Raw genomic sequence first — 25,489 nt, 5'->3', positions numbered from 1 at the left:
CCACTTTTCCTTTGAAAATATTATAATAACTGCCATTAAAATTGTACCTAAAACTACACATATATCTGCAACATTAAAAACTGGCCAATCAAAAATATCCTTTATATAAAAGTGAATAAAATCAACAACATAACCCCTGAAAATTCTATCAATTAAATTTCCTATGGCTCCACCAATTATTAAAATTAAGCTTAACTTAAAGTAATTACTTATGTTTTATTCTTTACTAAATAATAAATCATTAAAATTATTACCACTGAAGTAATTCCAATTAAATAAAATTTTTTCCCTCTGAAAATACCAAAGGCAGCACCCCTGTTTTCTACATAAGTAAATGAAAGTATTCCATTTATAATTTCTATTGAGTTTATTGGAGCTAACTTCATCATAGCTACATACTTAGATATTTGATCTAAAAGAATTATTAAAATTATGAACAAAAATTCCAAGCTATTCACCTCTTTTACTACATTTTTACTATCTAAATCATAAAACAAGACTTGCACTGTTGCAAGTCTTTTATTTTTACTTAAATTGTTTTTTATATTGCTGGTTGCTGACATTATCAATAGCTTCTACTGTTCCACTTATCAAATTGTCATCGTAGTTGTGTGGGCTTCCATTTACCCAATTAAAAGAATCTACTGCTTGTATGGTATCTTCTCCATCATATCCGTTATATTCTTTATCAATATCTTTAAAGCTTCTTCCAAAGGGATATGTAAGCACTCTTTCTTCCACTGGTCTATCGTTATTATACGTATTATAGTCAGGTTTTTTGTTTTCACAATTAATACATGTGTTACAATATGGAAGAAACTCTAACCTTTCAATATCTATATCATTCCCACACAATTCACATTTTCCGTAATTCCCATTCTTTATTCTTTCTAGTGCATCATCAATCTGATGTAAAATGTTTTTTTCATTGTCATATAAAGCAAAATTTTCTTCTTTATTTGTAACTTCAGTAGCCATATCAGCATGGTGGTTGTCGATACTGGAAAGTTCTGATGTATTATCCTTTTCATTTGAATTCAGTCCATGCTCCTTCATTTTTATTATTGTATCTGTTACTTTTTCCTTCTCATGTAAAAGCTTATTTTCAAAATATTGAAGTTTATTACGTTCCATAATTTCACTCCTATCTTATGTTTAACTGTACTAACTTTACAACCTCAGTTATAATGCCACCTATAATAGGTAAATTTAATATTACAAGTCTTTGTAAAAAATACAAAACTACAGCTCCTAGTATTGCAAACCCTACTGCTGCTCCAAAGCCCCTTGCTAAACCTGCAAAGAAATTAAGGGTAATCATTCGTCCAGGGTTTAACATTAAATCCACATATTCTCCCAATCTAGCTTTTTGAAGCTGAATAGCTACTTTTTCCATCTGTTCTTCGTATATCTCGTAATCATTGTTCATTAATACCCCTCCTAATATATTGTGCCTAGTTATATACAAAAATATTTAAGATGTTTTGGGGATTAAATTTTTTATATATAATAAAAAATGGCTATCGCATCAGCAGTTAAAAAATACAAATGCAACAGCCACTTTAAGTTTTTATTAATCTTTAAAACGAAATCTTTATTTTAACTCAGTATTTATAATATTGTATAGTTTAAGTACTTGATGGTAAACATTTTCAAATTCTTTAAAGTTTAATGATTGAAATCCATCTGAAACTGCTTTATCCGGTTCTGGATGAATCTCCAAGATCAATCCATCGGCACCTGCCGATATTGAAGCTAAACTCATAGATTTAACAAGTTCTCTTCTTCCTGTTCCATGACTTGGATCTACTATAATTTTTAAACCCGTTTTTTGTTTTACCACAGGCACACAATTTAAATCCAGAGTATTTCGTGTATAAGTCTCAAATGTTCTAATACCACGCTCACAAAGAATAATATCGTCGTTTCCTTCTAAGGCTATGTATTCAGCTGCATTTAACCATTCCTCAATTGTAGCTGCCATTCCCCTTTTCAACAAAACTTTTTTCTTTGTCTTTCCTACTTCCTTTAATAAAGTATAGTTATACATATTTCTAGAACCTATCTGAATAATATCAATTACATCTAATGCAGAGTCTAAATCTCTTGCGTCCATAATTTCTGAAACTATTTTCAGTCCATACTTTTCTCTTATTTCCTTTAATATATCTATTCCTTCTTCCTTAAGTCCCTGAAAGCTGTAAGGAGAAGTTCTTGGCTTAAAAGCTCCGCCCCTTAAATATTTAACTCCAAGATTAGTCAGAAAAGCTGCTGTCATGTCCATTAATTGGAAATTTTCTACACTGCAAGGACCTGCAATTATAATAGGGTCTACATTGGATTTTTTTATAGTATCTTTTTTAGTTATTTTCTTTAGTTTCACCAGTTTATCACCTACATACAATTAATCATGTTTTTTAATATTCCAATTGAATTACTAATCGCTATATTCTGGAATGTTTGATAATCCATCTGTGCACTTCCATCAGCTTTATCTGATATCGATCTAATTACCACAAAAGGTATATTATTCATAAAACATGCATGCCCGATAGCTGCACCCTCCATTTCAACTGCAAATGCATCAAACTTCTCCCTGAAAAATGTTATTTTTTCATGATTAGCAATAAATTGATCTCCTGATATTATTCTTCCTTTAAACACCTTAAACTTATCCATTTTTTCTGCTGCATTTATTGCTATTTCAACAAGCCTTTCATCTGCCTTAAAAGAGAAGCTTTCCAATCTTGGTACTTGACCTATGTCATAGCCAAAGGCAGTTGCATCAACATCATGATGTACTAAATCTGTTGAAATAACAACGTCTCCAGGATTAATGTTAATATTTACACCACCAGCAATACCTGTATTAATTACCATATCCACATTAAAGTCATCTATTAAGATTTGTGTACAAATTGCAGCATTGACCTTTCCAATTCCGCTTCTAACCACAACTACTTCTTTACCTAAAAATTTACCCATATAGAATTCAAGACCTGCTTTTTTCTCTATCCTATCAACTGCCATTTCCTCTTTTATAGCTTGAACCTCTTCTTCCATTGCGCCTATTATACCAATAACCATTATATCAAAGCCTCCCCTTTAACTCATTTAGACACTCAATTATCTGATCGTTTGTTATATCCGTTGTAATTATAGCATGACCGACTTTGTCAGGCAAAGCAAATTTTATGTTATTTGATATTTTTTTCTTATCCTTTTGCATTATACCAATAATTTCTCCATAATTAATATTTTTATTAAAATAAGGGAGTTTAAAGAATTCTATTAGTTTTCTTAGACTTTCAAGTTCTTCCCATTTTAAATAACCTATTTTGTAAGATAAATATGATTCTAGATACATACCAATTGAAACAGCTTCACCATGTGATAACTGAAAATAGCTTAAACTTTCAATTGCATGACCTATTGTATGACCAAAATTTAAAATCTGTCTTAAATTTAAATCCAATTCATCTCTCTCGACTATGCTTCCCTTAATAGCTGCACTTTTATTAACAATATAAAGCAATTCTTTTGTTTTTCGTTCCTTTATATTAGACTTGTTTTTAAGGATAAATGAAAATAAACTTTCATCACACGCATATCCATATTTAATAATTTCAGATATACCACTTTTAAATTCTCTTTCATTCAATGTTTTCAGGAAATTTATATCTATATATACAAATTTCGGCTGATAGAAGGTACCTATTATATTTTTCAGTCCTTTATAATTAAACCCATTTTTACCACCTATACTACTGTCACATTGAGCCATAAGGGTTGTTGGAACCTGAATAATATTAATTCCTCGCATAAATGTTGAAGCTACAAATCCAGATATATCACCAACAACACCACCTCCTATGGCAGCAATATGTGTTTCCCTGTTGACATTAGCTTTTAACAGCTCATTATAGATACTCACTACAGTATCTAGGGATTTACTCTCTTCCCCAGGCTTTAATATTTTGATTCCAATTGCTCTATCTTTTAATTCATCTATAAACTTTTTATGATTGTTATATACATTTTCGTCGGTAATTATAAAAATGTTTTTTATGCTTTTATCTTCCAATAACAACTTAAAATCAAGACTACAATTACTTATATAAACACTGTATGGCTTTGTTGCATTTACTTTAATTTCATCCATCAATATCCCTTCTCTAAGCAATATGGATAGCATTATATGCTATCCATATTAATTTTGTTATTTTAAATTCTCTACACATTTTGCACATATGGTTGGATGTTCATTATCCATTCCAACAGTCTCACTAAATGTCCAACATCTTTCACATTTTTCTCCCGGTGCTTGTGTCACTACTACTTTAAGCTCTTTATTCATTTCTGAAGCATAAGCATCATTTGGTGCCGAAAGAGTTCCCTTTATAAGTTCAAGCTTTGAAACTATAAATATTGTTTCTAAATAACTTCTGACACTTGTTAAATAGTCGAAAGTCTCTCCATCTGCGTATATTTCTATTTTTGCATTTAACGAACTTCCAATTATTTTATTTGCCCTTGCAGCTTCTAGTGCCTTTGAAACCTCAGCTCTTATATCTATCATTTTATCCCATTTTGCTTCTAATGCTTCGTCTACATATTTATCTATATATTCAGGCCAAGGGGCAAGCAATACACTTTCAAGGGAATCACCTTTGCCATGAGGCATATGTTTCCATATTTCTTCTGATGAGAATGACAATACAGGCGCTATCATTTTAACTAATGCATTTAAAGTTTCATACATAACTGTCTGTGCAGCTCTTCTTTCCTTTGAAGTAGCTTTTGAAGTATACAATCTATCCTTTATTATATCCAGATAAAAGTTACTCATATCTATTACACAGAAATTATGAATATCATGATAAAGAACATGAAATTGATAATTTTCATAAGCCTCAGTTACATCCTTAATTAAGTGTTGCAGCTTAAGTAATGCCCATTTATCAAGTTCATTCATATCCTCATAATTTACCATATCTGTATCTGGGTTAAAATCATAAAGATTTCCAATCATATATCTTCCAGTATTTCTTATTTTTCTGTAAACCTCTGATAACTGTTTTAAAATATCTTTTGAAATTCGAACATCAGTCTTATAATCAGAAGAAGAAACCCATAGTCTTAAAATATCAGCACCATATTCCTTTATTACTTCAAGTGGGTCAATTCCATTACCAAGTGATTTTGACATCTTTCTTCCTTCACCGTCAACAACCATTCCATGGGTAATAACTGTTTTATATGGTGCAGCTCCCCTGGCTGCAACAGCAGTTAAAAGGGATGATTGGAACCATCCTCTATATTGATCATTTCCTTCAAGATATAAATCTGATGGCCAAGTTAATTCTTTTCTCGTTTCAAGTACACCTGCATGACTTGAACCTGAATCAAACCATACATCCATTATGTCACTTTCTTTTCTAAAGTCAGTACAGCCACATGAACATTTTGTTCCTTCAGGCAACAGTTCCTTTGCTGATAATTCATACCATGCATCAGCACCCTTAATTCTAAAAATATCAGCAACCTTCTTTATTGTTTCACTATTTATTATTTCCTTTCCACATTCTTGACAATAAAATATAGGAATTGGAACCCCCCATGTTCTTTGTCTTGAAATGCACCAGTCTCCTCTATCTGCAACCATATTTGCAATTCTTTCTTCACCCCATTCAGGTAACCACTTAACAGTTTTGATTGCTTCTAATGCAGCTTCCTTAAATCCATTAATTGAAGCAAACCATTGCTCAGTTGCCCTGAATATTATTGGTTGTTTACATCTCCAACAATGTGGATAGGAGTGAACTATCTTTTCCTGTGCTAATAAGGCTCCGCTTTCTATCAGGTCTTCAAGAATAACTTTATTTCCTTCTTTATATGTTAAACCTTGATATTTTCCAGCCTGTTCTGTGAATCTACCTCTGGCATCTACAGGATTTAGAACTTCTAATCCGTATTTTTGTCCTATCATAAAGTCCTCTTGACCATGTCCTGGGGCTGTATGCACACAACCAGTTCCTGAATCAAGGGTTACATGCTCTCCATTTATTACTAAAGAATCTCTGTCATAAAATGCATGTTTACAAGTTTGTCCTTCAAGCTCACTACCCTTGAAAGTAGCTAATATTACCTCATTTTCAAGTCCAGCTGCCTTCTTTACGCTCTCAAGCAGTTCCTTTGCAACTATATAAACCTCGTCTTTAAATTGTGCAAGCACATATTCAAAATCTGCACCTAAACATATTGCTAAGTTAGCTGGCAGAGTCCATGTGGTTGTAGTCCATATAACATAGAATACTTTTTCTTTATCGATGTTTAGATTGTCAAACAAACCTTTATCATCTTTCAATCTGAATTTTACATAAATAGAATTTGATTCTTTATCTGCATACTCTATCTCCGCCTCAGCTAACGCAGTTTCACATGAAGTACACCAGTATACAGGTTTTAATCCCTTATATATATATCCTTCTTCGGCCATTTTACCGAATACCTCTATTTGTTTAGCTTCAAATTCTGGGTGAAGTGTAAGATATGGGTTCTCCCAATCTCCAATTACTCCAAGTCTTTTAAACTGCTCTTTCTGTCTTTCCACCTGGCTTAAAGCATATTCTTTACACATCTTTCTAAATTCAACAGGTGATACTTCGTTTTTGTTAACACCTAATTTTTTTATGGCTTGAAGTTCAATTGGCAGCCCATGTGTATCCCAACCTGGAACATATGGTGTGTAGTATCCTCTCATTGTTTTATATTTATTAATAATATCCTTTAATACCTTGTTTAAAGTATGTCCTAAATGTATATCCCCGTTGGCATATGGAGGTCCATCATGCAATACGAATGTAGGCCTTCCAGTATTTTTTTCCAGTGTTTTTTCATAAATATTCTTTTCATCCCACTCCTTTAATATGTTAGGTTCCTTCTGTGGTAAATTTGCTCTCATAGCAAAATCTGTTTGTGGTAAATTCAATGTTTTTCCGTAATCCATCTATCCATACCTCCTGTAATAATATTTTGCAAATAAAAAAGCAGACCTTCCCCCTGGGGCGAAGAAATCTGCTCGCGGTACCACCCAAATTTATAACTTTAATGATAACGGCCATTGGAGAAGGCCGGCACAGCTTACTAAATTCAGCCTGCAACTCAAGGGTGATTTTCAATAGATAATTATTTATGGGCTTTCACCTTTCCCCACTCTCTGTAAAACATACATCTATCTACTCTTCCCTGTCAATGTTTTTAATCTTTAAATATTTATCCATAAATATACTATAAATACAATTACATGTCAACTATTATTGCTTCTCTATACCTAAATCAGTTGCAGATTTTTCAATGGAATCCATTTGAGCTTGCAGTAAGCCAACAAACCTGGATTTAAACATATTAAACTGTTGTTTTAGTATTTCATATTCTTTATTTATTTCTGCAACTCTGTCTTCAGCTTTTTTTATTATCCCTGCGGCTGTTTCCTGTGCATCTTTTATTATAAGTTCAGCTTCCTTTTTTGAAGATTCTTTTGCCTGTTCTGCAGCTGATTGAGCCAATAATAAAGTACTTTGAAGGGTGCTTTCCATATTGGAATAATGTTCAAGTTTTTCATTTAATGCAGCTGCTTTTTCTTTGTTCGTTATATTTTCTTTATAAAGTTTTTCATATTCCTCAACGATCTGCTCTAAAAATTCGTCTACTTCATCTATGTCATACCCTCTAAAAACCTTTTTAAAATCCTTGTTACTTATTTCATTTGGTGTTATAGCCATTTTACCCCTCCTATATGTATTTTTTAATTTGATAAACTAATCTTCCACTTTTTGAAGTCTTTATAAAGCTATGGACTATAAATCTTCCAAATCCTCTTATTGATATTATGTCACCTTCAGATACCTTAAAAGAAGTGTCCTCTATAACGCAATGATTGAGCTTTACATCTCCACTTTTAACCTTACTAGCTGCAAGACTTCTTGACAAACCAGTAATCTCCGACACAAAACAATCTAATCTAGTTGAAGCAACATTAACATTGGTGATCTTAAATTCCTGTACTCTCTCCCTAGCTTCATGTACAGGTATTTTATTTACTTTAACTCCTGTATGTTTAATTTTATTTAAATTTAAGCATACATAATCACTGATTTCTCTACTGATCCAAATTTCAGCTCCATCACTATATACATTTATATCTCCAATTTTTTCCTTTTTTATTCCTAATGATAATAAAGTTCCGAAATAATCTTTATGCTCCAATTTTTCAAACTTCATATTTGCAGTTATCTTAATTACCTCTAAAGGAATATCTCCTTCATATTTGTAACTACTAATAACTGCCATCGCTCTTTCAAAGCATCCCTTGCTACCGAAAAAATTCACACACAAATCTTCAGACTCACACATCTTACTAAGTAATATCTGTTCATCTGGTCCTAAAAAACTGGTGAAAACTGGTTGCCAGCTTTCCTTTGCCCTTTTAATTTTGCCATATAACTGCTTTGTTTTCTCATTTTGTTCTTCGTTTTTTGTTATATACAAATTCATATTTATCTATCCTATCTAAATAAATCTTCTAAAGAATTCAAGAATAAGAAATGCTATCATTGGCGATAGATCAACTGGCAAATTCGGAAAGATCTTGTTTTGCAATTTATAACAGGGATATAGTATCGGATTAACTATTTTTCCTATTGATTCTATTATCCAATGATTTCTAAAATCCGCAAACCAAGATGATAAAACATAAATAAAAATCAATGTTTCAAATAATGATATAAACTTACTTAATAATACCGATAAAGTATATCCCAAGGTTATTCCCCCTTATCAGTTTAGAAATTCAAAAAACCACCATTATTTATCTGTTGCCTTAATTCATTAGATATTTCTACATTATCAGGTGCTATTAGATAAATTGACTTTCCTACCTCTTGGATCACACCATTTAAAGCATAACATGCACCACTAATGCTATCCAGCATTCTCTGGGATAATTTTGCTTCAACTTCAACTATATTCATCACAACAATTCTTCTTGATTTTATACAGTCAATTATTTCCATGACATCCTGCATCTCCGTTGGTTTTTTTAAAACCACCTTAGCCTGTGAATTTGTTTTAATGCTTACTATTTTATTTTTACGAGTGTTCAAAAGCTCTGGTTCTTCAAAATCAGACTCTTCTTCAATAATTTCCTGTCTTTCAATAATTTCATCATCTTCTTCATCTACTAAACCCATAGCACCGAAGACTTTGTTTAATGGTTTCATCAATTTATTTGACATAATTAAACCTCCTTACTATAATTCCTTGAACCAAAAATTCCTGTTCCAACTCTAATAATATTAGCTCCCTCTTCAATGGCTATTTCATAATCTGAAGACATTCCCATTGAAAGGTACTTAATATCAAAGTTACTATAATTATTAACCTTTATTTTATCGAATATTTCCTTCATTCGTTTGAAATATTCTCTCGTCTTATCCTTATTATCGGTTGCAGGAGGAATTGTCATTATACCTGACACTAAAATATTTGAAAACACACTTAATCCCTCCATAAATGAGTAGATATCTTCCTCAAATATCCCCGACTTACTTTCTTCTTTACCTATATTGATTTGTATAAGTACTGGCATTACTTTTTTGATTTTCTCAGCACGTTTATTAATTTCTGCTGCAAGTTCAATACTATCCAGTGAATGTATCATCTCCACTTTATCTATAATATATTTAACCTTATTGCGCTGCAAATGACCTATCAGATGCCATTTTGCATCAGGAACCTTATCATATTTTTCTAATAGCTCTTGAACTTTGTTTTCACCAAAAACATTAACTCCACATTTTTGTGCCTCAAAAACAGCCTCTACTGGATGGGTCTTACTAACTGCAATAAGCATAATATCATCTCTTTTTCTTCCAGATCTTATTGCAGCATTTTCAATATTTTTGAAAACTTCATTTAAATTTCGTGATATATTCATGATACCACCTCTTTATCTAACTTTTTTTCCCGTTTTTAAACCATCAGGATTTATAATAACTTTATCAAATTCTAAAATTTTCTTTCTAGCCTTCAAATTAGGCTTATAACGGCTATGTCATTTCCCTGATAAATAATATCTACTTTTCTAAATTCAGCATATCCATTTTTCTTTATAAAAACACCTTTACTTCCGTCCTCTTCACATACAGCCTCTATTGGCACAATTAAGCCTTATGCCTAGATTTTATTATATACCCAGAAAATGTTCTATGCAAATTCAAAATATCAAAATCACTTCTAAGTTTAAAAACAATAAAATCACCATCTGTATTTTTAACTTTTCTAAAAACTTCAGCCATATAAATTTTTTCATTAACTGATATTTCTTTTACCATACCCCTTTTAAAATATCCACTATCCTCAGGCATCACCTTTACACAAATGTACCATGTACTATTATTTACTATCTTTATGCCTTCACTTAATTCATTATTTTTCATCTTTTTTATTTCTTCTTCTGAAATTTCAGCAATATTGGTTAAATTATATTTATTCTCAAAACCATCAATTTGATAAAGTATCATTCCTGCCTCTGGAGAATTAATGCCATTTGAAATTTCTTTATCTTTTGCTATCCTCTCACCATTTTTATATCTAAGTTTAAAGCCATCTAATTTACCATTATAAACAACGTATTCTTGAGTAAAATAAAAACCATCTATTTGTATCTTTTCCTCATATGTAGAATATCTGACCTCTTCTGTTTTTACATGCTTACCTGCAAAGTTTATAGAAAAGATTAAAAATATTAGTACAAATATTGGAAAGAAACCTCTATATATAAATTTATTTTTCTTCATGATTCACCTCCATCGCTTTACAGAATATATTCTTCAAATATTGCTAATATCCTTCAATTTTTTATCCGCTAATGTCAAAATTTCTTTTTTACTACTTGTGCTTAATTAATTATTTAATTTGATAATTATAGAAATTAGGAAAGTGAAGGAGATTTAAGGAGATTAGAGGAGTCTTAAGGAAAGATTATACCATTTACTTTAATCTCAGATAATTCAGTCTAAATGAGCTTAATTCTATATAAGCAAGTTTGTGTTTTTATATCCACGATGTTATCATATAATTACAGATATATTATTTATCGTTTCAAATTCAGTTAGGAGGTTATACTCATGTTCTCCATATTGGTGGTGACCTTTAATAAAGGAATATTCCACAATTCAGACGAATCATTCACATAGAGCCGTAAACCGAAGCCGAACCAAAATAACAAGAAGGGGAGGATATGTATGGATATCGGTAACATGAAAATGATTAAAGACAATCTTGTAGCAGTTAAAGAAACAAACAAAAATGACAAGAAGGCTTCTGATAATAAACAAGGTTGTATTAAGCTTAACGATTACTTCGCATTCTAATAAAAGAGCCCCAATTGGGGCTCTAATGTTTTTTTGTATGAGTATATAATTAATCTAAAAAGAACCCCAAAAATTAGGGGTTCTTTCTAGATTATAATAAGATACATATTAAGCCGCCATTACCCTCATTTATAACCTTTTGGAGAGTTTTCTGTAATTTATCTTGTACGTCATCCGGCATCTTGTAAACTTTATTCTGCAAACCTTCCTTTACTAATTCTTCAAGTGATTTACCGAACATATTAGACTGCCATAATCTCTGTGGGTCATTTTCAAATTCATCCAGTAGCGACTTAACATAATCTTCACCCTGTTTTTCACTTCCTACAATCGGTGACACTTCTGTTTCTACATTAGCTTTAATTATATGAAGTGATGGTGCACTGGCACGAAGTTTAACTGCTACCCTTCCGCCGTGTCTTACAATTTCTGGTTCTTCAAGTGTTAACTCATCAAGCTGTGGTGGTACAAGTCCATAACCAGTTTCTTTCACATCTTTCAGTGCCATTGCTACTTTATCATATTCCCTTTTAGCAATTGTAAGTTCCCTCATTAACCCAAGTAATCCATATTCACCATCAATTTCATAACCTGATATCTCACCTAAAACTCTATAATAAAGACCATCTTTAACCTTCATCTTGATATTAGCAGTACCTTCCCCTAGTTTAATCTCATTTAAATCTATATCTCCAATAAATTCGTACTGTTTATAACCATTTATAGTCGGTCTAACATCACGCAGTCTATTTAGACTTCCTATAGAATTTTTAATTGCCATTAAGAAATTCTTCTTCAGCCAATGTTCAGCTTCCAATGCTTCCACCCATTGAGGAATACTAATACCTATTTCTCTAACAGGGAATTCATAAAGAACTTTTTCCATAATACCGTTTATGTCTTCAATTCTCATATTTAAAGCATCTATTATATAAATAGGTACACCGTATTTTTCCTCCATATTTTTTCTTAAAGCAATTGTCTCTGGATTATATGGATGAACTGAATTTAAAAGAACAATAAATGGTTTATCTATGCTTTTTAATTCTCTGATAACCTTTTCTTCAGCTTCAACATAACTTTCACGTGGTATCTCAGTTATTGAACCATCTGTTGTAACAACAAGTCCTATAGTTGAATGCTCATTTATAACCTTCTTGGTGCCTACTTCTGCTGCTTGAATAAATGGAATTTCTTCTTCAAACCATGGGGTTTTTACCATTCTTGGCTGCTCGTTTTCCAGATAACCCTGTGCCCCATTTACAATATAACCAACACAGTCAACAAGTCTGACTCTCATTCTGGCATTATCATTTAATGTTATTTCAACAGCCTCTTCATTAGGTATAAATTTTGGTTCAACTGTGGTTATAGTCTTGCCAGAGCCACTCTGTGGAAGTGTATCCTTAGCTCTTTCTCTTTTGTAATTATTATCTATGTTAGGTATTACAAGTAAATCCATAAATCTTCGTATAAATGTCGACTTACCTGTCCTAACTGGGCCAACTACACCTACGTATATATCTCCCTGTGTTCTTTCGGCTATGTCTTTGTATATATCAAATTGCTCCACAGCCCTACCTCCCCATTAAATATTTTTCTTCTACATATATATTTGTCATACTTTTTTTTTTAGAACAAAAAAGATGTGTTTTACCACATCTTTTGTGCAACTTCTTCAATTTCATGGGTTTTATCTCTAAGCATTAATTCTGAAACTGCCACCTTGGCATCTTTATTGTTAAACAATACATTATACAATGCTGTAACTATTGGCATCTCTACATTCATTTTCTTTGCTAATTCATATGTAGATTTTGTTGTATTTATTCCTTCTACTACCATTTTAACTTCAGCAACTGCCTCTTCCATTGTTTTCCCTTGCCCAATTAATATACCTGCTCTCCTGTTTCTTGAATGCATACTTGTACAGGTAACTATCAAATCTCCAATACCTGACAATCCTGCAAAAGTTAAAGGCTCCGCACCTAGAGCAACTCCAAGTCGTGCTATTTCTGCTATTCCTCTTGTCATCAATGCAGCTTTTGTGTTGTCTCCATAGCCTAAACCATCTGAAACACCTGCAGCAAGGGCAATTACGTTTTTAACTGCTCCTCCTAATTCCACTCCAACAATATCAGGGTTTGTATAAATTCTGAATTTAGGAGTTATAAATACATCCTGAATATACTCAGCAATTTCTTTGCTTTTTGATGAAACAGCTATTGTTGTAGGTATGTCCCTTGAAACTTCCTCAGCATGACTAGGGCCAGATAAAACTGCAATTGGATTTGTAGGGAAGAACTCTTCCACCACTTCAGAAATCCTTTTTAACGTTCCTATTTCAATTCCCTTTGCTAAACTAACTAATATCTGTTCCTCTTTTACATAGTTCACCAATTGCTTACATACTATTCTTACAGCCTGTGATGGTATTGCCAGAATTATAAACTCTGCACCAGCTACGCAATCTTCAATTTTCTCAACTGCAGTTACATTTGAAGGAATTAATACCCCTGGTAGATAAGTTAAATTCTCCTTAGATACGTTAATTTGTGGAATAATTTCTTTATTTCTATCCCACATAACTACCTCATATCCTTTTTTGCCTAAAATAATTCCAACAGCTGTCCCCCAACTACCAGCACCAATAATTCCAATTCTCATATTAAAGCCCCCTTATTTTTCATTTTTAGGTCTAAATATCAACCTAATTGGAGTTCCCTCTAGTCCAAAATGCTGTCTTAATTGATTTTCTATATACCTTTGATAAGAAAAATGTACACTTTCAACATAGTTTACAAAAAACACAAATGTCGGCGGCTTTGTTGACACTTGGGTTGCATAATATATTTTAAGTAATTTTCCCTTCTCAATAGGAGGTTGTTTCATCATCACAGCTTCGCTTATTACCTCATTTAAGGCACCGGTTTTTATCCTCATTGAATGTTGATTGGCAACATATTTTATAAGCTCTATCAACCTGTTAACTCTTTGCCCAGTTTTAGCGGAAATAAATACTATTGGAGCATATGATAAATATCCTAAGGCATTTCTTACATTCTTTTCGAATTCAAGAATAGTTTTATCATCTTTTTCAATTAAATCCCATTTATTAACTACAATAACTACCCCTTTTCCTGATTCATGGGCTAGCCCAGCAATTTTTTCATCCTGCTCTGTCACTCCTTCAGTGGCATCAATCATTACAAGACAAACATCTGCCCTTTCAATTGCAGCTATAGATCTAACAACACTATATCTTTCAACTTCTTCATGTATTTTACTCTTTCGTCTAATTCCAGCTGTATCTATAAACAGAAATCTGTCTTCGCCAAATTGAATGTAGCTATCTATGGCATCCCTGGTTGTCCCTGGAATATCACTGACTATTACCCTTTCTTCACCTGCCAGTTTATTTAATAGTGATGATTTACCTGCATTTGGTTTGCCAATTATTGCAACCTTAGTTTCTGAATCTTCATCCTCTTCATCATCTTTATCTTCAAAATGGGACATAATCTCATCAAGCATATCTCCCAGTCCTAATGCCTGACCAGCTGATATGGCAATTGGTTCACCAATTCCAAGGTTATAAAATTCAAATTTGCTTGATTCAAGCTCCATATAGTCTATTTTATTAACTACCAAAACTACCGGTTTTTTGTTTTTCTTAATAGATTAGCTACTTCATAATCTGCTGGAGTTAATCCCTCTTTGCCATCAACCATAAAAACAATTACATCTGCTGTTTCTATTGCAATTTCTGCCTGTCTTCTCATCTGTTGTAAAATAATATCCTCACTCTCAGGCTCAATACCACCTGTATCAATAAGAGTAAATTTTCTATTAAGCCATTCAACTTCACAATAGATCCTATCTCTTGTTACACCAGGTTTATCCTCAACAATTGATATTCTCTCACCTGCAAGTCTGTTAAAAAGAGTAGACTTACCTACATTGGGTCTTCCAACTATCGCAACTATTGGTTTTGACATTCTATCACCTCATCCGTTATTTTCATTACAAAATCTTCTCCTGTATATTTACATACTATTATTCTTGTTTCAAGAACTCTCTCTAATTCACCTACAGTTATATCATCCAGGAAAACATCTTCATATGCCTTTAACATATTAGAAGATATAAGAGTATACTTTTCTTTTATTCTACCTTTTAATTGTTTAATAATATCACCTGCTGTTATTAAACCAGATACCGTTATTTTTTCTCCGAAAAAATTCATTTTTTATAACATATATATTAATTTTTATATTAAATTTTTTCTCTATAACATCACAAATATTCCTAATATATTTTGAACAGGAAGTTCCAGTAATCAAGGCGATTTCTCTACCTTTTCCATCTGCTTCTGTGAAGATTAAATCCTCCAAAACACATCTTTCAAAATATCTTATCATTCCAATTCCATCTTCAAGCTGTTCAAAATCACCATAATGTTCTTCCTCAGGGAGATCTTTTTCAGCCATAATATAAAATTCATCTGCAAGACGGACAAATGGCTCATTTACCTTTTTAATAAATTCATTTTGGAGTTTTGTTACAAGTTTAATTACCCCCAAAGAAGATTGTTTATCATAGCTTTCAATTTTATAAAGACTTTCTCTATATTTTGTTATCCCAATAGGTACTACTGCCACATTGGATACATGTGGATAAAATTGGAACAACTCCTTTAACGTTCTTACCAGTTCATCCCCATCATTAATACCAGGGCATAAAACTATCTGACAATTTAGGCTTATACCTCCTTCTGTCAGCTTTTTTATTTTGTTGATAATATCCCCTGCTTTTTTATTATTCAGCATTTTTACCCTAAGCTCCGGGTTTGTTGTATGTACTGATACATTAATAGGACTTATTCTATATTTTATTATTCTTTCTATATCCTCATCACTCATATTAGTTAGTGTAACAAAATTTCCCTGTAGAAAAGATAATCTTGAATCGTCATCCTTAAAGTATAAACTCTCTCTCATTCCGCCAGGAAGCTGATCTATGAAACAGAATATACATTTGTTGTGACAGCGTCTTGGATTCTCTAAGGCAGGATCATCAAATTCTATTCCTAAATCATCATATGGATCCTTTTCCACTTCAATTTCCCATTCTTCACCATTTGATTTTCTGATTAATAAATTTAAATTTTCATCACAAATAAGAAATCTATATTCTATTGTATCATATATATCATTACCATTTATTTTTAATAATGCATCTCCAACTTCTATTCCAACTTCTTCAGCAATGCTGCCAGGTAAAAGGTTTTTAATTACTATCTCATTTCTATTCATATTCTCACTCCATTATAGATTTCATTTAGTAATGATAACATTTTCAAATATAAATATCAAGTTTGATGAATTTAAAAAATGTCAGCTATATCACATATAACTTTTTTTGATATGGCTATTTGTTGTATATAATAAAAAAAGCAGGTTTAACCAAACCTGCCTGTAATATAATCTTCTGTCCTTTTATCCCTTGGTGCACTAAATATTTTGCTAGTATCATCAAATTCTATAACCTCTCCATTAAGGAAAAAGGCTGTCTTGTCAGATATTCGTCCAGCTTGTTGCATGTTGTGTGTTACAATAACAACAGTATAATTATTTTTCATATTTTCTATTAGTTCCTCTATTTTTAAGGTAGAAATAGGATCAAGGGCTGATGTAGGTTCATCCATTAGTAAAACATCTGGTTCAGTAGCAATAACCCTGGCAATGCATAATCTTTGCTGTTGCCCCCCCGATAAACTGAAACCAGATTCACCTAATCTGTCTTTAACTTCATCCCATAAAGCTGCTTCTTTTAAGCTTTTTTCCACAATCTCATCTAAAGCAGATTTATTATTAATTCCATGGATTCGAGGCCCGTAGGCAACATTATCATATATCGACATAACAAATGGATTAGGTTTTTGAAAAACCATTCCTATCTTTTTTCGTAATACATAAATGTCTACATCATTATATATGTTTTTACCATTATATATAATTTCTCCATCTATTTTTACGTCTTCTATCATGTCATTCATCCTGTTTAAGGTTCTTAAAAAAGTGGATTTTCCACATCCAGAAGGACCAATTAACGCCGTAACTTTATTTTTCTCTATGTTAAGATCCACATTTTTAAGTGCATGATTCTTTCCATAATATAAATTTAATTTTTTCACAGTTATAATATCTTTCAAGGTAAAAACCTCCTTAGGCTATACAAATAGGCAACATGTATATTATAATTCAATTATGTTAATTCTGAGTTAATTACAGGTAAATATATAGTAAAAGTTGTACCTTCACCAACTTTGCTTTTTACCTGAATATCACCATTTAATAACATAACTATATGTTTTACAATAGCTAAGCCTAGACCTGTTCCCCCAGCATCTCTTGATCTTGCCTTATCCACCCTGTAAAATCTTTCAAATAGTCGTGGAATATGTACCTCTGGAATTCCAATACCATTATCAGAAATAGATATTTTTACTTTTCCATTTTCCCCTTCTCCTTTAATTAAAACTTTTCCATGTGGATTAGTATATTTTATTGCATTATCTACCAAATTAATTATCATCTGTTTAAACTTATCTCTATCGCCATTTATAAAAAGGGAATCTTCTTGGCAATTCATTTCTAAGTCGATATTTTTCTCCTTTGCCGCATATTCCATTATGTGAAAGACTTCATCAAGTGTATCAAAAACATCTATTTTCTCTAAATTTAAAGAAATATTTTTATTTTCAAGTTCTGATAAAGATAATATATCGTTAATTAATCTTGTCAATCTTTCAGATTCAACATATATTATATCCAAAAATTTATCTCTAGTTTCCTTATCCTCAACATATTTTAATGTTTCGGAAAAACCTTTTATAGATGTCAATGGTGTCTTTAACTCATGAGATACATTGGCAACAAAATCAGATCTCATTTTCTCTAATGACTTTATTTTCGTTATATCCTGAATAAAAAGCATCACTCCTATGCTTTCTTTGTTAGAATCGTAATTAGTTACCTTTGTTGCTTTTATTCTAAGATACTTAGTCACAGGATATGTAATTGTAATTTCAGTATCTTCGTCAGGTATATTTCTTATTATGTCTTCTATATCATAACTCCTTATAACCTCAATGAAGTGCTTTCCGGCAACATTTTCGCCTATGTTAAACAGTTTCTGTGCAGCTGGGTTTATCAATAACACTTTTTCATTATTATCAACAACAATTACCCCATCATCCATACTCTTTAATATTGAAATTAATTTAGTTCTTTTATCCGATAGATCCACTATTGTTTCTTCTAATCTTCCTGCCATTATATTAAAGGCGTGACCTAATTGACCTATCTCATCATTAGATGTTATATTTATTCTCCTTTCATAATCCCCAAGTGAAATTGTAGTTGCAACACTTGTAAGCTGTCTAATTGGTTTAGTTATCTTATTAAGGTAAACAAAAGCAAGTAATGAACACACCACAACTCCAACAAACATAGCTATTAAAATCAGCCTTAAATAACTTCCCTGCATATCCTTTATGTCATTAAGTTCCATTGCAAGTCTTACTATAAAAATCTGCCCACTTGCTTCAAATTTCTTTGCATAATAAAACTTTAATGTCTTTTCTGTATTACTATATCTCGTTGATACACCTTCACCAAACTTTAATGCATCCCTAATTTCTGGTCTTCCAAGATGATTATCAAGGTATTGATGAGCATATAAAGACTCACCCATAACCTTCCCATCATCTCTTATTATAGTAACCCTTTTATTTAACTTTTTTGATATATCATTGGCAATACTATCAAAATCTGATGTGTTCCCTTTAAATATAATGTAATCAGCTGAAAGATTGCACTCTTCCCTCAATGATTTTTTAAGATTTTTTAAAACTATTTTTCTTGTTGAATTATAAGATAGTGTTCCTGTAATAACTACACCTAAAAACAATATAATAATAAAAAAGCTAAAGAGCCTTTTCCTCATTTAACCACCCTATTCTTTACATTTATATCCGATTCCTCTTACTGTCTCAATATATCTTGGATTTTTATCATCGTCTTCTATTTTTTGTCTAAGATGTCTAACATGAACATCAACAGTTCTTGTTTCGCCATAATATTCATATCCCCAGACTTTATCTAATAAAAAATCCCTGGTTAATACTTTTCCTTTATTGAAAACGAGAAGCTTTAAAAGTTCAAATTCCTTTAGAGTTAAATCTATTTTTCTTCCGCTTTTTGTAACTTCATGCCTATCCATATCAATTTCTAGATTTCCTAATTTAATAATTTTTGATGAATCCTCCTTGACATTCCTCCTTAGCACTACCTTAATTCTAGCAAGAAGCTCCCTTACAGAAAAAGGTTTTGTTATATAATCTTCCGCACCAATTTCTAAGCCCAGAATTTTATCAAACTCCTCACTCTTTGCTGTAAGCATGATTATAGGTATATTTTCAAGCTCCTTTTCTCTTTTTAATGCTTTGCAGACGTCAAAACCATCCATCTCTGGAAGCATTATATCTAACAGAATTAAATCTGGTCTTTTTTCAACAGCTGCTTCAAAACCATTTTTTCCGTTTAGCTCATATATAACTTTATATCCGTTGGCTTCAAGGTTATATTTTAATAATTCTACTATATGCAATTCATCATCTATAATTAAAATCTTTTCACCCGCCATATAATACCCTCCTATACAATTTCTATAAAAGCAGCTAATCTACCGGTATTTCCATTATCCCTACGATAAGAGTAAAATAAGTCATTGTTGCAGTAGGTACACAAATTTGCTATAGCTATATTTTTTTCTAATAATCCCATATTTAAAAGTTGTTTTCTGTTTTCCTTCCATAAATCAACATAAATTTTATTATTTCTTTTTACAGTAAATTCAAATTTGTCAGCTACATCTTCTTTAACTTCAAAGCAGCAAGGACCTATTGAGGGCCCTATAACTGCTAAAACATTTACAGGATTTGTACCCATATTAGCAAACATATGATTTAAAACTCTTTCAGCAATTTTTAAATAAGTCCCCTTCCATCCTGCGTGAACTGCTGCAATTAGTTTGTTCTCTTTATCTACTAAAAGTATGGGAGCACAGTCTGCTGTAAATATACCAATTGGAATTCCCTTTTCTCCTGTTATTATTGCATCCCCAGAAGATTCAACAACACTGCTATAATTTCCATTACTTACAACATAAAACTGATCTCCATGTACTTGTTTGAGAAAAACCAGTTTATCCATATTCATATCAGCAGTTTCAAAAATTTTTTTAAAGTTTAGCTTTATTTTTTCATTATCATCCTCTGTATATAATCCAAGATTTAAGCTTGAGTAATTTCCTGTACTGACTCCACCAACTCTAGTGCTAAAAAAATGTTTAACAAATCCTAAATCCGATAATCCTTCAGAAACAAAATATATAAGTTTATCTTTCTCTATTTTAAATAAATTATTATTCAAAGGTTTCACCACCTACTAAAGATTAAATAATACAACCTCTCCTTTATTTAAACTTCTCTTTACGTCAATGATTCTTTGGTTTTCAGAACCCCTGAATGGTAATTTCAATGTTTTCTTTTTTAAAATAAAGGGACCATCAATTAAAATATCTGTTAGTTCTAAAAGCTTTTTCTTTTTAATGTCACTTACTATTTCTTCAAAGGTAAATCCAGAATAAACTAAAATATTTATCCCTCTTTTTTTCAATTCTTTGGCAATATACTGAAAAGCATCTATTTGAAAAAAGGGATCTCCACCACTTAAAGTAACTCCATCTATATATTGTTTACTATAAATATCCATTAATATCTCATCTGCATCAATTACATATCCACCGTTAAAATCATGGGTTTGTGGATTATGACATCCCTCACATCCATGTTTGCAGCCCTGGGCAAAAATTACATATCTTATTCCAGGACCATCAACCACACTTTCTTTTACAATCCCAGCTATCCTTACATCCATAATATACCTCACTATCAAAAACTAAAAAAATACCTTTTATTTCAATTATAACATATTAAATATTATTTTCATGTAAAGTTTAAATTATAAAATTAACATAAAAATAACAAAAAGTGTTGCGTAATAAAATTTCTATTACGCAGCACCTTTTAATTAGCAATGCTTAACTCTTTGTTCTAATTCTGATTTTTTAGCATCATTAAATCTGTCAACAGTAGAAAGATAACCCGTTATCCTTCTTATTCTTCTTATATCATAACTTCCACACTCAGGGCAGTTATCTTCAGATATTATCCCATTGTGCCCACATGTCTTACATTCATCAATAGGGAAATTAATTCCAGCGTAACCAATGTCACATTTAGCCATCCATTTAAGTATTTTTTCAAAAGCATCTACATTATGTTCCAATGAAGAAGGTAATTCAACATATGAAATATGTCCCCCATTGCATAAGCTATGGAATCTTCCTTCTATTTCAATTTTATCAAAAATACTTATTTCATAATTAACAGGTACATGATAAGAATTTGTATAAAAATCATTATCTGTTACACCTTCAATTAAACCATATTTTTTTCTATCCTGAGGCACGAATCTTCCTGAAGTTCCTTCAGCAGGTGTAGCATATGCAACAAAGTTTAGCATATATTTTTTTGTCATATTATCACAATGTTCTCTAAGATGCTTAACTATATCATAGCCTAATTCTAAAGCTTCCTTTGACTCTCCATGATGTTTTCCAATAAGTGCTTTTAGAGTTTCTGCCAAACCAATAAATCCAATTCCAAGAGTTCCATTTTTAATAGCTTCCCTTATACAATCATCGTCTTTTAGATTTTCAGAACCCATATAAAGCTTCTGTCCCATTAAAAATGGTAAATCCTTAACCTTTAAATTAGCAATAGTTTCGAATCTATGAATAAGCTGTTTTGTACATAATTCCAAAACCTTGTCAAATTCCTTATAAAAACCTTCTATATTTCCTTTTCCTGCTTTTAAGGCAATCCTTGGAAGATTTATTGTAACAGGTGCTATATTACCTCTTCCTGCAGATACCTCCCTTCCATTTACATTTGCAATTGTTCTTGTTCGGCATCCCATATATGAAATTTCATCACCATATTTTGCATTGAAACTTGAATCCATAAAGCTGAAGGTTGGGTTCATTCTATGAGCAGCTACTTTCATTGCAAGTTTAAATAAATCGTAATTAGGATCGCCTTCATCAAAATTAACACCCTTTTTCAACCTGAAAACTAAATTTGGAAAAATAGGACTTTCTCCCTTTCCTAATCCTCTGTCAAAGGCCTCCAACATAGCCTTATTACCATTCTTCCTTCTTCAGTTGTATCAGTACCTATATTTATGCTACTGAAAGGTACTTGAGCTCCAGCCCTTGAATGCATACTATTCAAATTATATACTAAGCCTTCCATGGCTTGATAAATTTCATCGTAATTTGGTTTTACATCTAATCTTCTTATAACTTCTGCTATTGACTTATCAAAATGAGGAAAACTTTGTCCCCCAAACATATCATTTTGATTGCTTTGAAGTATTATGGCAGCAAGTGCAGTGGCAGACGCAATTCTTTTTGGAGGTCTGATATAACCATAACCTGTGTTAAATCCATTAATAAAAAGATTTGTTAAATCTATTTGTAAACAGTTTAGTGTCTTACCATAGAAATCTAAATCATGAATATGTATGTCATAGTTTCTATGAGCATCTGACATTTCTTTAGGAATTACATTGTTCAAATAATATTCTTTACTTGCAGCTGATGCAATTTGTAACATTTTAGCCGATGGTGAGTTTCCAATATTAGCATTTTCTCTGCTAGTTTCCTTTAATATTTCCCTTACCACATCCATTAATTCCGACTTTGCTTCCCTATATCTTGTTCTTTTGTTTCTATAAAGAATAAATGCCTTTGCAGTCTTAGCATGTCCATCTTCAATTAATACCTTTTCTACACAATCCTGAACAAACTCTACATCAGGTATTTCCTGTGACTGCATATTTGTGAGCATGTAATTTATAACCTTATCAGCCAATATTTCAGCAGTATTAAAATCTGACCCTCCAACACCCTGTGCAGCTAAAAATATGGCCCTTGCTATTTTATCCTTACTGAAATTCACAACTCTGCCATCACGTTTTTTTATTTGTGTAAACATATCAAACACTCCTTTATTTTTCCTTAAGTAACTTTGTTAACTCATTCATAAAAGTATTTATATCTTTAAATTGCCTGTATACAGAGGCAAATCTAACGTAAGCCACATCGTCCAATTCCTTCAGCCTTTGCATTACCAATTCTCCAATCAGACTACTTTCTATCTCTTGTTCCATTGTATTGTATATATGTTTTTCTATATTATCAACTAAGGCTTCAATTTCAACCAAAGATATTGCCCTTTTTTCACAGGACTTCAAAATTCCATTTAAAATTTTTCTTTTATTAAACGGCTCTCTAGTACCATCTTTTTTTATTACATACACAGGTATATCTTCAACATTTTCATATGTTGTAAATCTTTTCTGACAGCTTAGACATTCTCTCCTTCTTCTTATGGAAGTATTATCTTCTGTTGGTCTTGAATCCAACACCTTAGTTTCCATATAACCACAAAATGGACATTTCATTAAAGAACACCTCAACTCACTATATTTAGTACCGCATTTTATTATATAGACTATATATAGTTTTGTCCATTATAAAAATCTCTCCAATTAATCATTTATAATTTTCATGTTCCATTATCAATAAATTTCTCCTTCATTCTCTTCATCATTTATTAGTTCTTCATTTGATTTTTGCTTTCCAGTATCAACCAATATTATGTCAACACCAATGACCTTAATTTGATTCCATTTTATATGTATTTCATCTTTTCTTTTAAACAATGATAAAAACCCACTCTCTGGCGGAATTATTATCTCCTCAATTTTTGTTATATCTTCATCAAATACCAAATCTGATATAAATCCAAGTCTTTTTCCTTCAGCAATATCTATAACCTCCATCTGACGTATCTGCCCCAATGTCAAAATATCGTTATTTTGCTTTTTTTCTCTCATTTTTCTCCCTCCCCATCAACATATATATATGCAAAAAATAAAAAAAATAACGGCTCAATGCCGTTATTCTGTATTGATAATATCTATATATATTTTCTCATATGACTGAGGGCAGTTTTTTCAAGTCTTGATACCTGAGCCTGAGATATTCCTATCTCATCTGCAACTTCCATCTGAGTTTTGCCTTCAAAAAACCTTAAGGTTAAAATCAATTTTTCTCTTTTGTTTAGCTTATGAAGTGCCTGTTTTATAGAAATATTTTCTATCCAACTATCATCTAAATTTTTATTATCACTAATTTGATCCATAACAAATATAGCATCTCCGCCGTCATGGTATATTGGTTCAAAGAGTGAAATGGGATCCTGAATAGCATCCAGAGCAAAAACAACATCTTCTCTTGGTATTTTCAATTCTTTTGCTATATCTGAAATTGTAGGTTCTTTATTGTTTTTACTGATCAATTTATCTCTAACCTGAAGGGCTTTATAGGCTATATCCCTAAGGGATCTGCTTACTCTTATTGAATTGTTGTCTCTTAGATAACGTCTTATCTCTCCAATTACCATTGGAACCGCATATGTAGAAAATCTCACATTCTGATTTAAATCAAAATTATCTATAGCTTTAATCAATCCAATACACCCTACCTGAAATAAGTCATCGACATTCTCTCCTCTATTATTAAATCTTTGAATTACACTTAAAACCAGTCTTAAATTGCCCTTTATAAACTTTTCCCGTGCTGAATTATCTCCGTTCCTCATCTGGACAATAAGTTCTCGCATTTCTTCGTTTTTCAAAACTGGAAGTTTTGCTGTATTTACTCCACAAATTTCTACTTTATTTGATATCATGTCAATTCATCCCCTTCAGAATAGTTGTATTAAAATTATTTCCGAGGGGTGTTTTTTTTATTCATTTGTTACCAAAATATGTTTTACATTAATATAACATACTTGG

26 protein-coding genes, 3 pseudogenes and 1 other annotated feature are annotated in these 25,489 nt (G+C 31.6%); of the genes and pseudogenes, 1 reads left to right on the top strand and 28 read right to left on the bottom strand.

All coding sequences use genetic code 11. The features are described from left to right. The 15 genes from Q428_RS16355 to Q428_RS07730 form a co-directional block, all read right to left on the bottom strand. Nucleotides 1–153: signal peptidase II (locus Q428_RS16355; RefSeq protein WP_278244886.1), on the bottom strand; the 153-nt coding region annotated here is incomplete at its 3' end. 56 nt (nucleotides 154–209) lie between these two features. Beyond that, nucleotides 210–563, bottom strand: a complete 354-nt coding sequence (locus Q428_RS16350; protein ID WP_278244885.1) for a signal peptidase II — start codon at nucleotides 561–563, stop codon at nucleotides 210–212. Continuing rightward, the gene (locus Q428_RS07785; RefSeq protein WP_035379763.1) at nucleotides 526–1,134 is read right to left on the bottom strand and encodes a TraR/DksA C4-type zinc finger protein; all 609 of its coding nucleotides are present in this window, start codon (nucleotides 1,132–1,134) and stop codon (nucleotides 526–528) included. The genes Q428_RS16350 and Q428_RS07785 overlap by 38 nt, the downstream gene beginning before the upstream one ends. Before the next feature lie 10 nt (nucleotides 1,135–1,144). Continuing rightward, a complete protein-coding gene (locus tag Q428_RS07780) occupies nucleotides 1,145–1,429 on the bottom strand; it encodes a DUF5665 domain-containing protein (protein WP_035379762.1) in 285 nt (94 codons plus the stop codon). Between the two features lie 165 nt (nucleotides 1,430–1,594). After that, nucleotides 1,595–2,383 carry a 3-deoxy-7-phosphoheptulonate synthase gene (aroF, locus tag Q428_RS07775; protein WP_242847800.1) on the bottom strand — a complete coding sequence of 263 codons (789 nt, stop codon included), beginning with the start codon at nucleotides 2,381–2,383 and terminating at the stop codon, nucleotides 1,595–1,597. Nucleotides 2,384–2,394: 11 nt separating this feature from the next. Then, on the bottom strand, nucleotides 2,395–3,087 hold the full coding sequence (locus Q428_RS07770) for a 5'-methylthioadenosine/adenosylhomocysteine nucleosidase (RefSeq protein ID WP_035379758.1): 693 nt from the start codon (nucleotides 3,085–3,087) through the stop codon (nucleotides 2,395–2,397). A gap of 4 nt (nucleotides 3,088–3,091) precedes the next feature. Continuing rightward, entirely contained in the window at nucleotides 3,092–4,162 is a 1,071-nt protein-coding gene (gene aroB / locus Q428_RS07765; RefSeq protein ID WP_035379756.1) for a 3-dehydroquinate synthase, read from the bottom strand. A 57-nt stretch (nucleotides 4,163–4,219) separates the two neighbouring features. Next, nucleotides 4,220–7,009: an isoleucine--tRNA ligase gene (ileS, locus tag Q428_RS07760; RefSeq protein WP_035379754.1), complete on the bottom strand. Its 2,790-nt coding sequence runs from the start codon at nucleotides 7,007–7,009 to the stop codon at nucleotides 4,220–4,222. 51 nt (nucleotides 7,010–7,060) lie between these two features. Next, nucleotides 7,061–7,264 (bottom strand) — a binding site (T-box leader). A 52-nt stretch (nucleotides 7,265–7,316) separates the two neighbouring features. Further along, a complete protein-coding gene (locus Q428_RS07755; protein WP_035379752.1) occupies nucleotides 7,317–7,784 on the bottom strand; it encodes a DivIVA domain-containing protein in 468 nt (155 codons plus the stop codon). 10 nt (nucleotides 7,785–7,794) lie between these two features. After that, nucleotides 7,795–8,556, bottom strand: coding sequence for a YlmH family RNA-binding protein (locus Q428_RS07750; RefSeq protein WP_051515044.1), 762 nt, complete (start codon nucleotides 8,554–8,556; stop codon nucleotides 7,795–7,797). A 15-nt stretch (nucleotides 8,557–8,571) separates the two neighbouring features. Continuing rightward, entirely contained in the window at nucleotides 8,572–8,823 is a 252-nt protein-coding gene (locus Q428_RS16655; RefSeq protein WP_035379750.1) for a YggT family protein, read from the bottom strand. Between the two features lie 20 nt (nucleotides 8,824–8,843). Continuing rightward, on the bottom strand, nucleotides 8,844–9,296 hold the full coding sequence (locus Q428_RS07740; protein WP_051515043.1) for a cell division protein SepF: 453 nt from the start codon (nucleotides 9,294–9,296) through the stop codon (nucleotides 8,844–8,846). Between the two features lie 2 nt (nucleotides 9,297–9,298). After that, complete coding sequence (locus Q428_RS07735) at nucleotides 9,299–9,997, bottom strand: YggS family pyridoxal phosphate-dependent enzyme (RefSeq protein WP_035379748.1); 699 nt, start codon at nucleotides 9,995–9,997, stop codon at nucleotides 9,299–9,301. Between the two features lie 92 nt (nucleotides 9,998–10,089). Continuing rightward, nucleotides 10,090–10,221, bottom strand: coding sequence for a hypothetical protein (locus tag Q428_RS16345; protein ID WP_161633607.1), 132 nt, complete (start codon nucleotides 10,219–10,221; stop codon nucleotides 10,090–10,092). Nucleotides 10,222–10,223: 2 nt separating this feature from the next. After that, complete coding sequence (locus Q428_RS07730) at nucleotides 10,224–10,859, bottom strand: biotin/lipoyl attachment domain-containing protein (protein ID WP_035379746.1); 636 nt, start codon at nucleotides 10,857–10,859, stop codon at nucleotides 10,224–10,226. Between the two features lie 447 nt (nucleotides 10,860–11,306). On the opposite strand from Q428_RS07730, the gene Q428_RS16340 reads away from it, so the two are divergent. Further along, a complete protein-coding gene (locus Q428_RS16340) occupies nucleotides 11,307–11,435 on the top strand; it encodes a hypothetical protein (protein WP_278244884.1) in 129 nt (42 codons plus the stop codon). A gap of 91 nt (nucleotides 11,436–11,526) precedes the next feature. On the opposite strand, the gene spoIVA is transcribed toward Q428_RS16340, so the two are convergent. The 13 genes and pseudogenes from spoIVA to sigG form a co-directional block, all read right to left on the bottom strand. Continuing rightward, entirely contained in the window at nucleotides 11,527–13,008 is a 1,482-nt protein-coding gene (spoIVA, locus tag Q428_RS07725) for a stage IV sporulation protein A (RefSeq protein WP_035379744.1), read from the bottom strand. 80 nt (nucleotides 13,009–13,088) lie between these two features. Then, nucleotides 13,089–14,102, bottom strand: coding sequence for an NAD(P)H-dependent glycerol-3-phosphate dehydrogenase (locus Q428_RS07720; RefSeq protein WP_035379742.1), 1,014 nt, complete (start codon nucleotides 14,100–14,102; stop codon nucleotides 13,089–13,091). Between the two features lie 12 nt (nucleotides 14,103–14,114). Then, nucleotides 14,115–15,433: pseudogene (gene der, locus Q428_RS07715) on the bottom strand (ribosome biogenesis GTPase Der). Then, nucleotides 15,418–16,750, bottom strand: a pseudogene (locus Q428_RS07710) (DUF512 domain-containing protein). The pseudogenes der and Q428_RS07710 overlap by 16 nt, the downstream one beginning before the upstream one ends. A gap of 146 nt (nucleotides 16,751–16,896) precedes the next feature. Then, entirely contained in the window at nucleotides 16,897–17,649 is a 753-nt protein-coding gene (pstB, locus tag Q428_RS07705) for a phosphate ABC transporter ATP-binding protein PstB (RefSeq protein ID WP_084478212.1), read from the bottom strand. Between the two features lie 53 nt (nucleotides 17,650–17,702). After that, complete coding sequence (gene pnpS / locus Q428_RS07700; RefSeq protein ID WP_035379740.1) at nucleotides 17,703–19,445, bottom strand: two-component system histidine kinase PnpS; 1,743 nt, start codon at nucleotides 19,443–19,445, stop codon at nucleotides 17,703–17,705. Nucleotides 19,446–19,454: 9 nt separating this feature from the next. Further along, the gene (locus Q428_RS07695) at nucleotides 19,455–20,144 is read right to left on the bottom strand and encodes a response regulator transcription factor (RefSeq protein ID WP_035379738.1); all 690 of its coding nucleotides are present in this window, start codon (nucleotides 20,142–20,144) and stop codon (nucleotides 19,455–19,457) included. Between the two features lie 11 nt (nucleotides 20,145–20,155). Beyond that, on the bottom strand, nucleotides 20,156–20,932 hold the full coding sequence (gene pgeF, locus Q428_RS07690) for a peptidoglycan editing factor PgeF (protein ID WP_035379737.1): 777 nt from the start codon (nucleotides 20,930–20,932) through the stop codon (nucleotides 20,156–20,158). Between the two features lie 15 nt (nucleotides 20,933–20,947). Beyond that, nucleotides 20,948–21,439, bottom strand: a complete 492-nt coding sequence (gene nrdG / locus Q428_RS07685; RefSeq protein WP_035379735.1) for an anaerobic ribonucleoside-triphosphate reductase activating protein — start codon at nucleotides 21,437–21,439, stop codon at nucleotides 20,948–20,950. Between the two features lie 153 nt (nucleotides 21,440–21,592). Further along, nucleotides 21,593–23,622 (bottom strand): annotated as a pseudogene (nrdD, locus tag Q428_RS07680) (anaerobic ribonucleoside-triphosphate reductase). 13 nt (nucleotides 23,623–23,635) lie between these two features. After that, a complete protein-coding gene (nrdR, locus tag Q428_RS07675; RefSeq protein ID WP_035379733.1) occupies nucleotides 23,636–24,091 on the bottom strand; it encodes a transcriptional regulator NrdR in 456 nt (151 codons plus the stop codon). Nucleotides 24,092–24,208: 117 nt separating this feature from the next. Then, on the bottom strand, nucleotides 24,209–24,526 hold the full coding sequence (locus tag Q428_RS07670; protein ID WP_035379731.1) for a YlmC/YmxH family sporulation protein: 318 nt from the start codon (nucleotides 24,524–24,526) through the stop codon (nucleotides 24,209–24,211). A gap of 83 nt (nucleotides 24,527–24,609) precedes the next feature. Next, entirely contained in the window at nucleotides 24,610–25,383 is a 774-nt protein-coding gene (sigG, locus tag Q428_RS07665) for an RNA polymerase sporulation sigma factor SigG (protein ID WP_035379730.1), read from the bottom strand. Between the last annotated feature and the right edge of the window lie 106 nt (nucleotides 25,384–25,489).

Source organism: Fervidicella metallireducens AeB, from assembly GCF_000601455.1.
Classification (GTDB): domain Bacteria; phylum Bacillota; class Clostridia; order Clostridiales; family Caloramatoraceae; genus Fervidicella; species Fervidicella metallireducens.
The sequence above is the reverse complement of the archived record's forward strand: the minus strand, read 5'-3'. Positions and strand labels throughout refer to the sequence as shown.

What these genes read in the sequence shown, in the direction of transcription:
- Q428_RS07770 (WP_035379758.1), bottom strand. Translation starts at nt 3,087, where the DNA reads ATGGTTATTGGTATAATAGGCGCAATGGAAGAAGAGGTTCAAGCTATA.
- Q428_RS07695 (WP_035379738.1), bottom strand. Translation starts at nt 20,144, where the DNA reads ATGGCGGGTGAAAAGATTTTAATTATAGATGATGAATTGCATATAGTA.
- Q428_RS16340 (WP_278244884.1), top strand. Translation starts at nt 11,307, where the DNA reads ATGGATATCGGTAACATGAAAATGATTAAAGACAATCTTGTAGCAGTT.
- sigG (WP_035379730.1), bottom strand. Translation starts at nt 25,383, where the DNA reads ATGATATCAAATAAAGTAGAAATTTGTGGAGTAAATACAGCAAAACTT.
- pnpS (WP_035379740.1), bottom strand. Translation starts at nt 19,445, where the DNA reads ATGAGGAAAAGGCTCTTTAGCTTTTTTATTATTATATTGTTTTTAGGT.
- Q428_RS07780 (WP_035379762.1), bottom strand. Translation starts at nt 1,429, where the DNA reads ATGAACAATGATTACGAGATATACGAAGAACAGATGGAAAAAGTAGCT.
- Q428_RS07740 (WP_051515043.1), bottom strand. Translation starts at nt 9,296, where the DNA reads ATGTCAAATAAATTGATGAAACCATTAAACAAAGTCTTCGGTGCTATG.
- Q428_RS07730 (WP_035379746.1), bottom strand. Translation starts at nt 10,859, where the DNA reads ATGAAGAAAAATAAATTTATATATAGAGGTTTCTTTCCAATATTTGTA.
- nrdR (WP_035379733.1), bottom strand. Translation starts at nt 24,091, where the DNA reads ATGAAATGTCCATTTTGTGGTTATATGGAAACTAAGGTGTTGGATTCA.
- aroB (WP_035379756.1), bottom strand. Translation starts at nt 4,162, where the DNA reads ATGGATGAAATTAAAGTAAATGCAACAAAGCCATACAGTGTTTATATA.
- Q428_RS07755 (WP_035379752.1), bottom strand. Translation starts at nt 7,784, where the DNA reads ATGGCTATAACACCAAATGAAATAAGTAACAAGGATTTTAAAAAGGTT.
- Q428_RS16350 (WP_278244885.1), bottom strand. Translation starts at nt 563, where the DNA reads ATGTCAGCAACCAGCAATATAAAAAACAATTTAAGTAAAAATAAAAGA.
- Q428_RS07735 (WP_035379748.1), bottom strand. Translation starts at nt 9,997, where the DNA reads ATGAATATATCACGAAATTTAAATGAAGTTTTCAAAAATATTGAAAAT.
- Q428_RS07720 (WP_035379742.1), bottom strand. Translation starts at nt 14,102, where the DNA reads ATGAGAATTGGAATTATTGGTGCTGGTAGTTGGGGGACAGCTGTTGGA.
- nrdG (WP_035379735.1), bottom strand. Translation starts at nt 21,439, where the DNA reads ATGGATGTAAGGATAGCTGGGATTGTAAAAGAAAGTGTGGTTGATGGT.
- Q428_RS07670 (WP_035379731.1), bottom strand. Translation starts at nt 24,526, where the DNA reads ATGAGAGAAAAAAAGCAAAATAACGATATTTTGACATTGGGGCAGATA.
- ileS (WP_035379754.1), bottom strand. Translation starts at nt 7,009, where the DNA reads ATGGATTACGGAAAAACATTGAATTTACCACAAACAGATTTTGCTATG.
- Q428_RS07785 (WP_035379763.1), bottom strand. Translation starts at nt 1,134, where the DNA reads ATGGAACGTAATAAACTTCAATATTTTGAAAATAAGCTTTTACATGAG.
- Q428_RS07750 (WP_051515044.1), bottom strand. Translation starts at nt 8,556, where the DNA reads ATGAATTTGTATATAACAAAAAACGAAGAACAAAATGAGAAAACAAAG.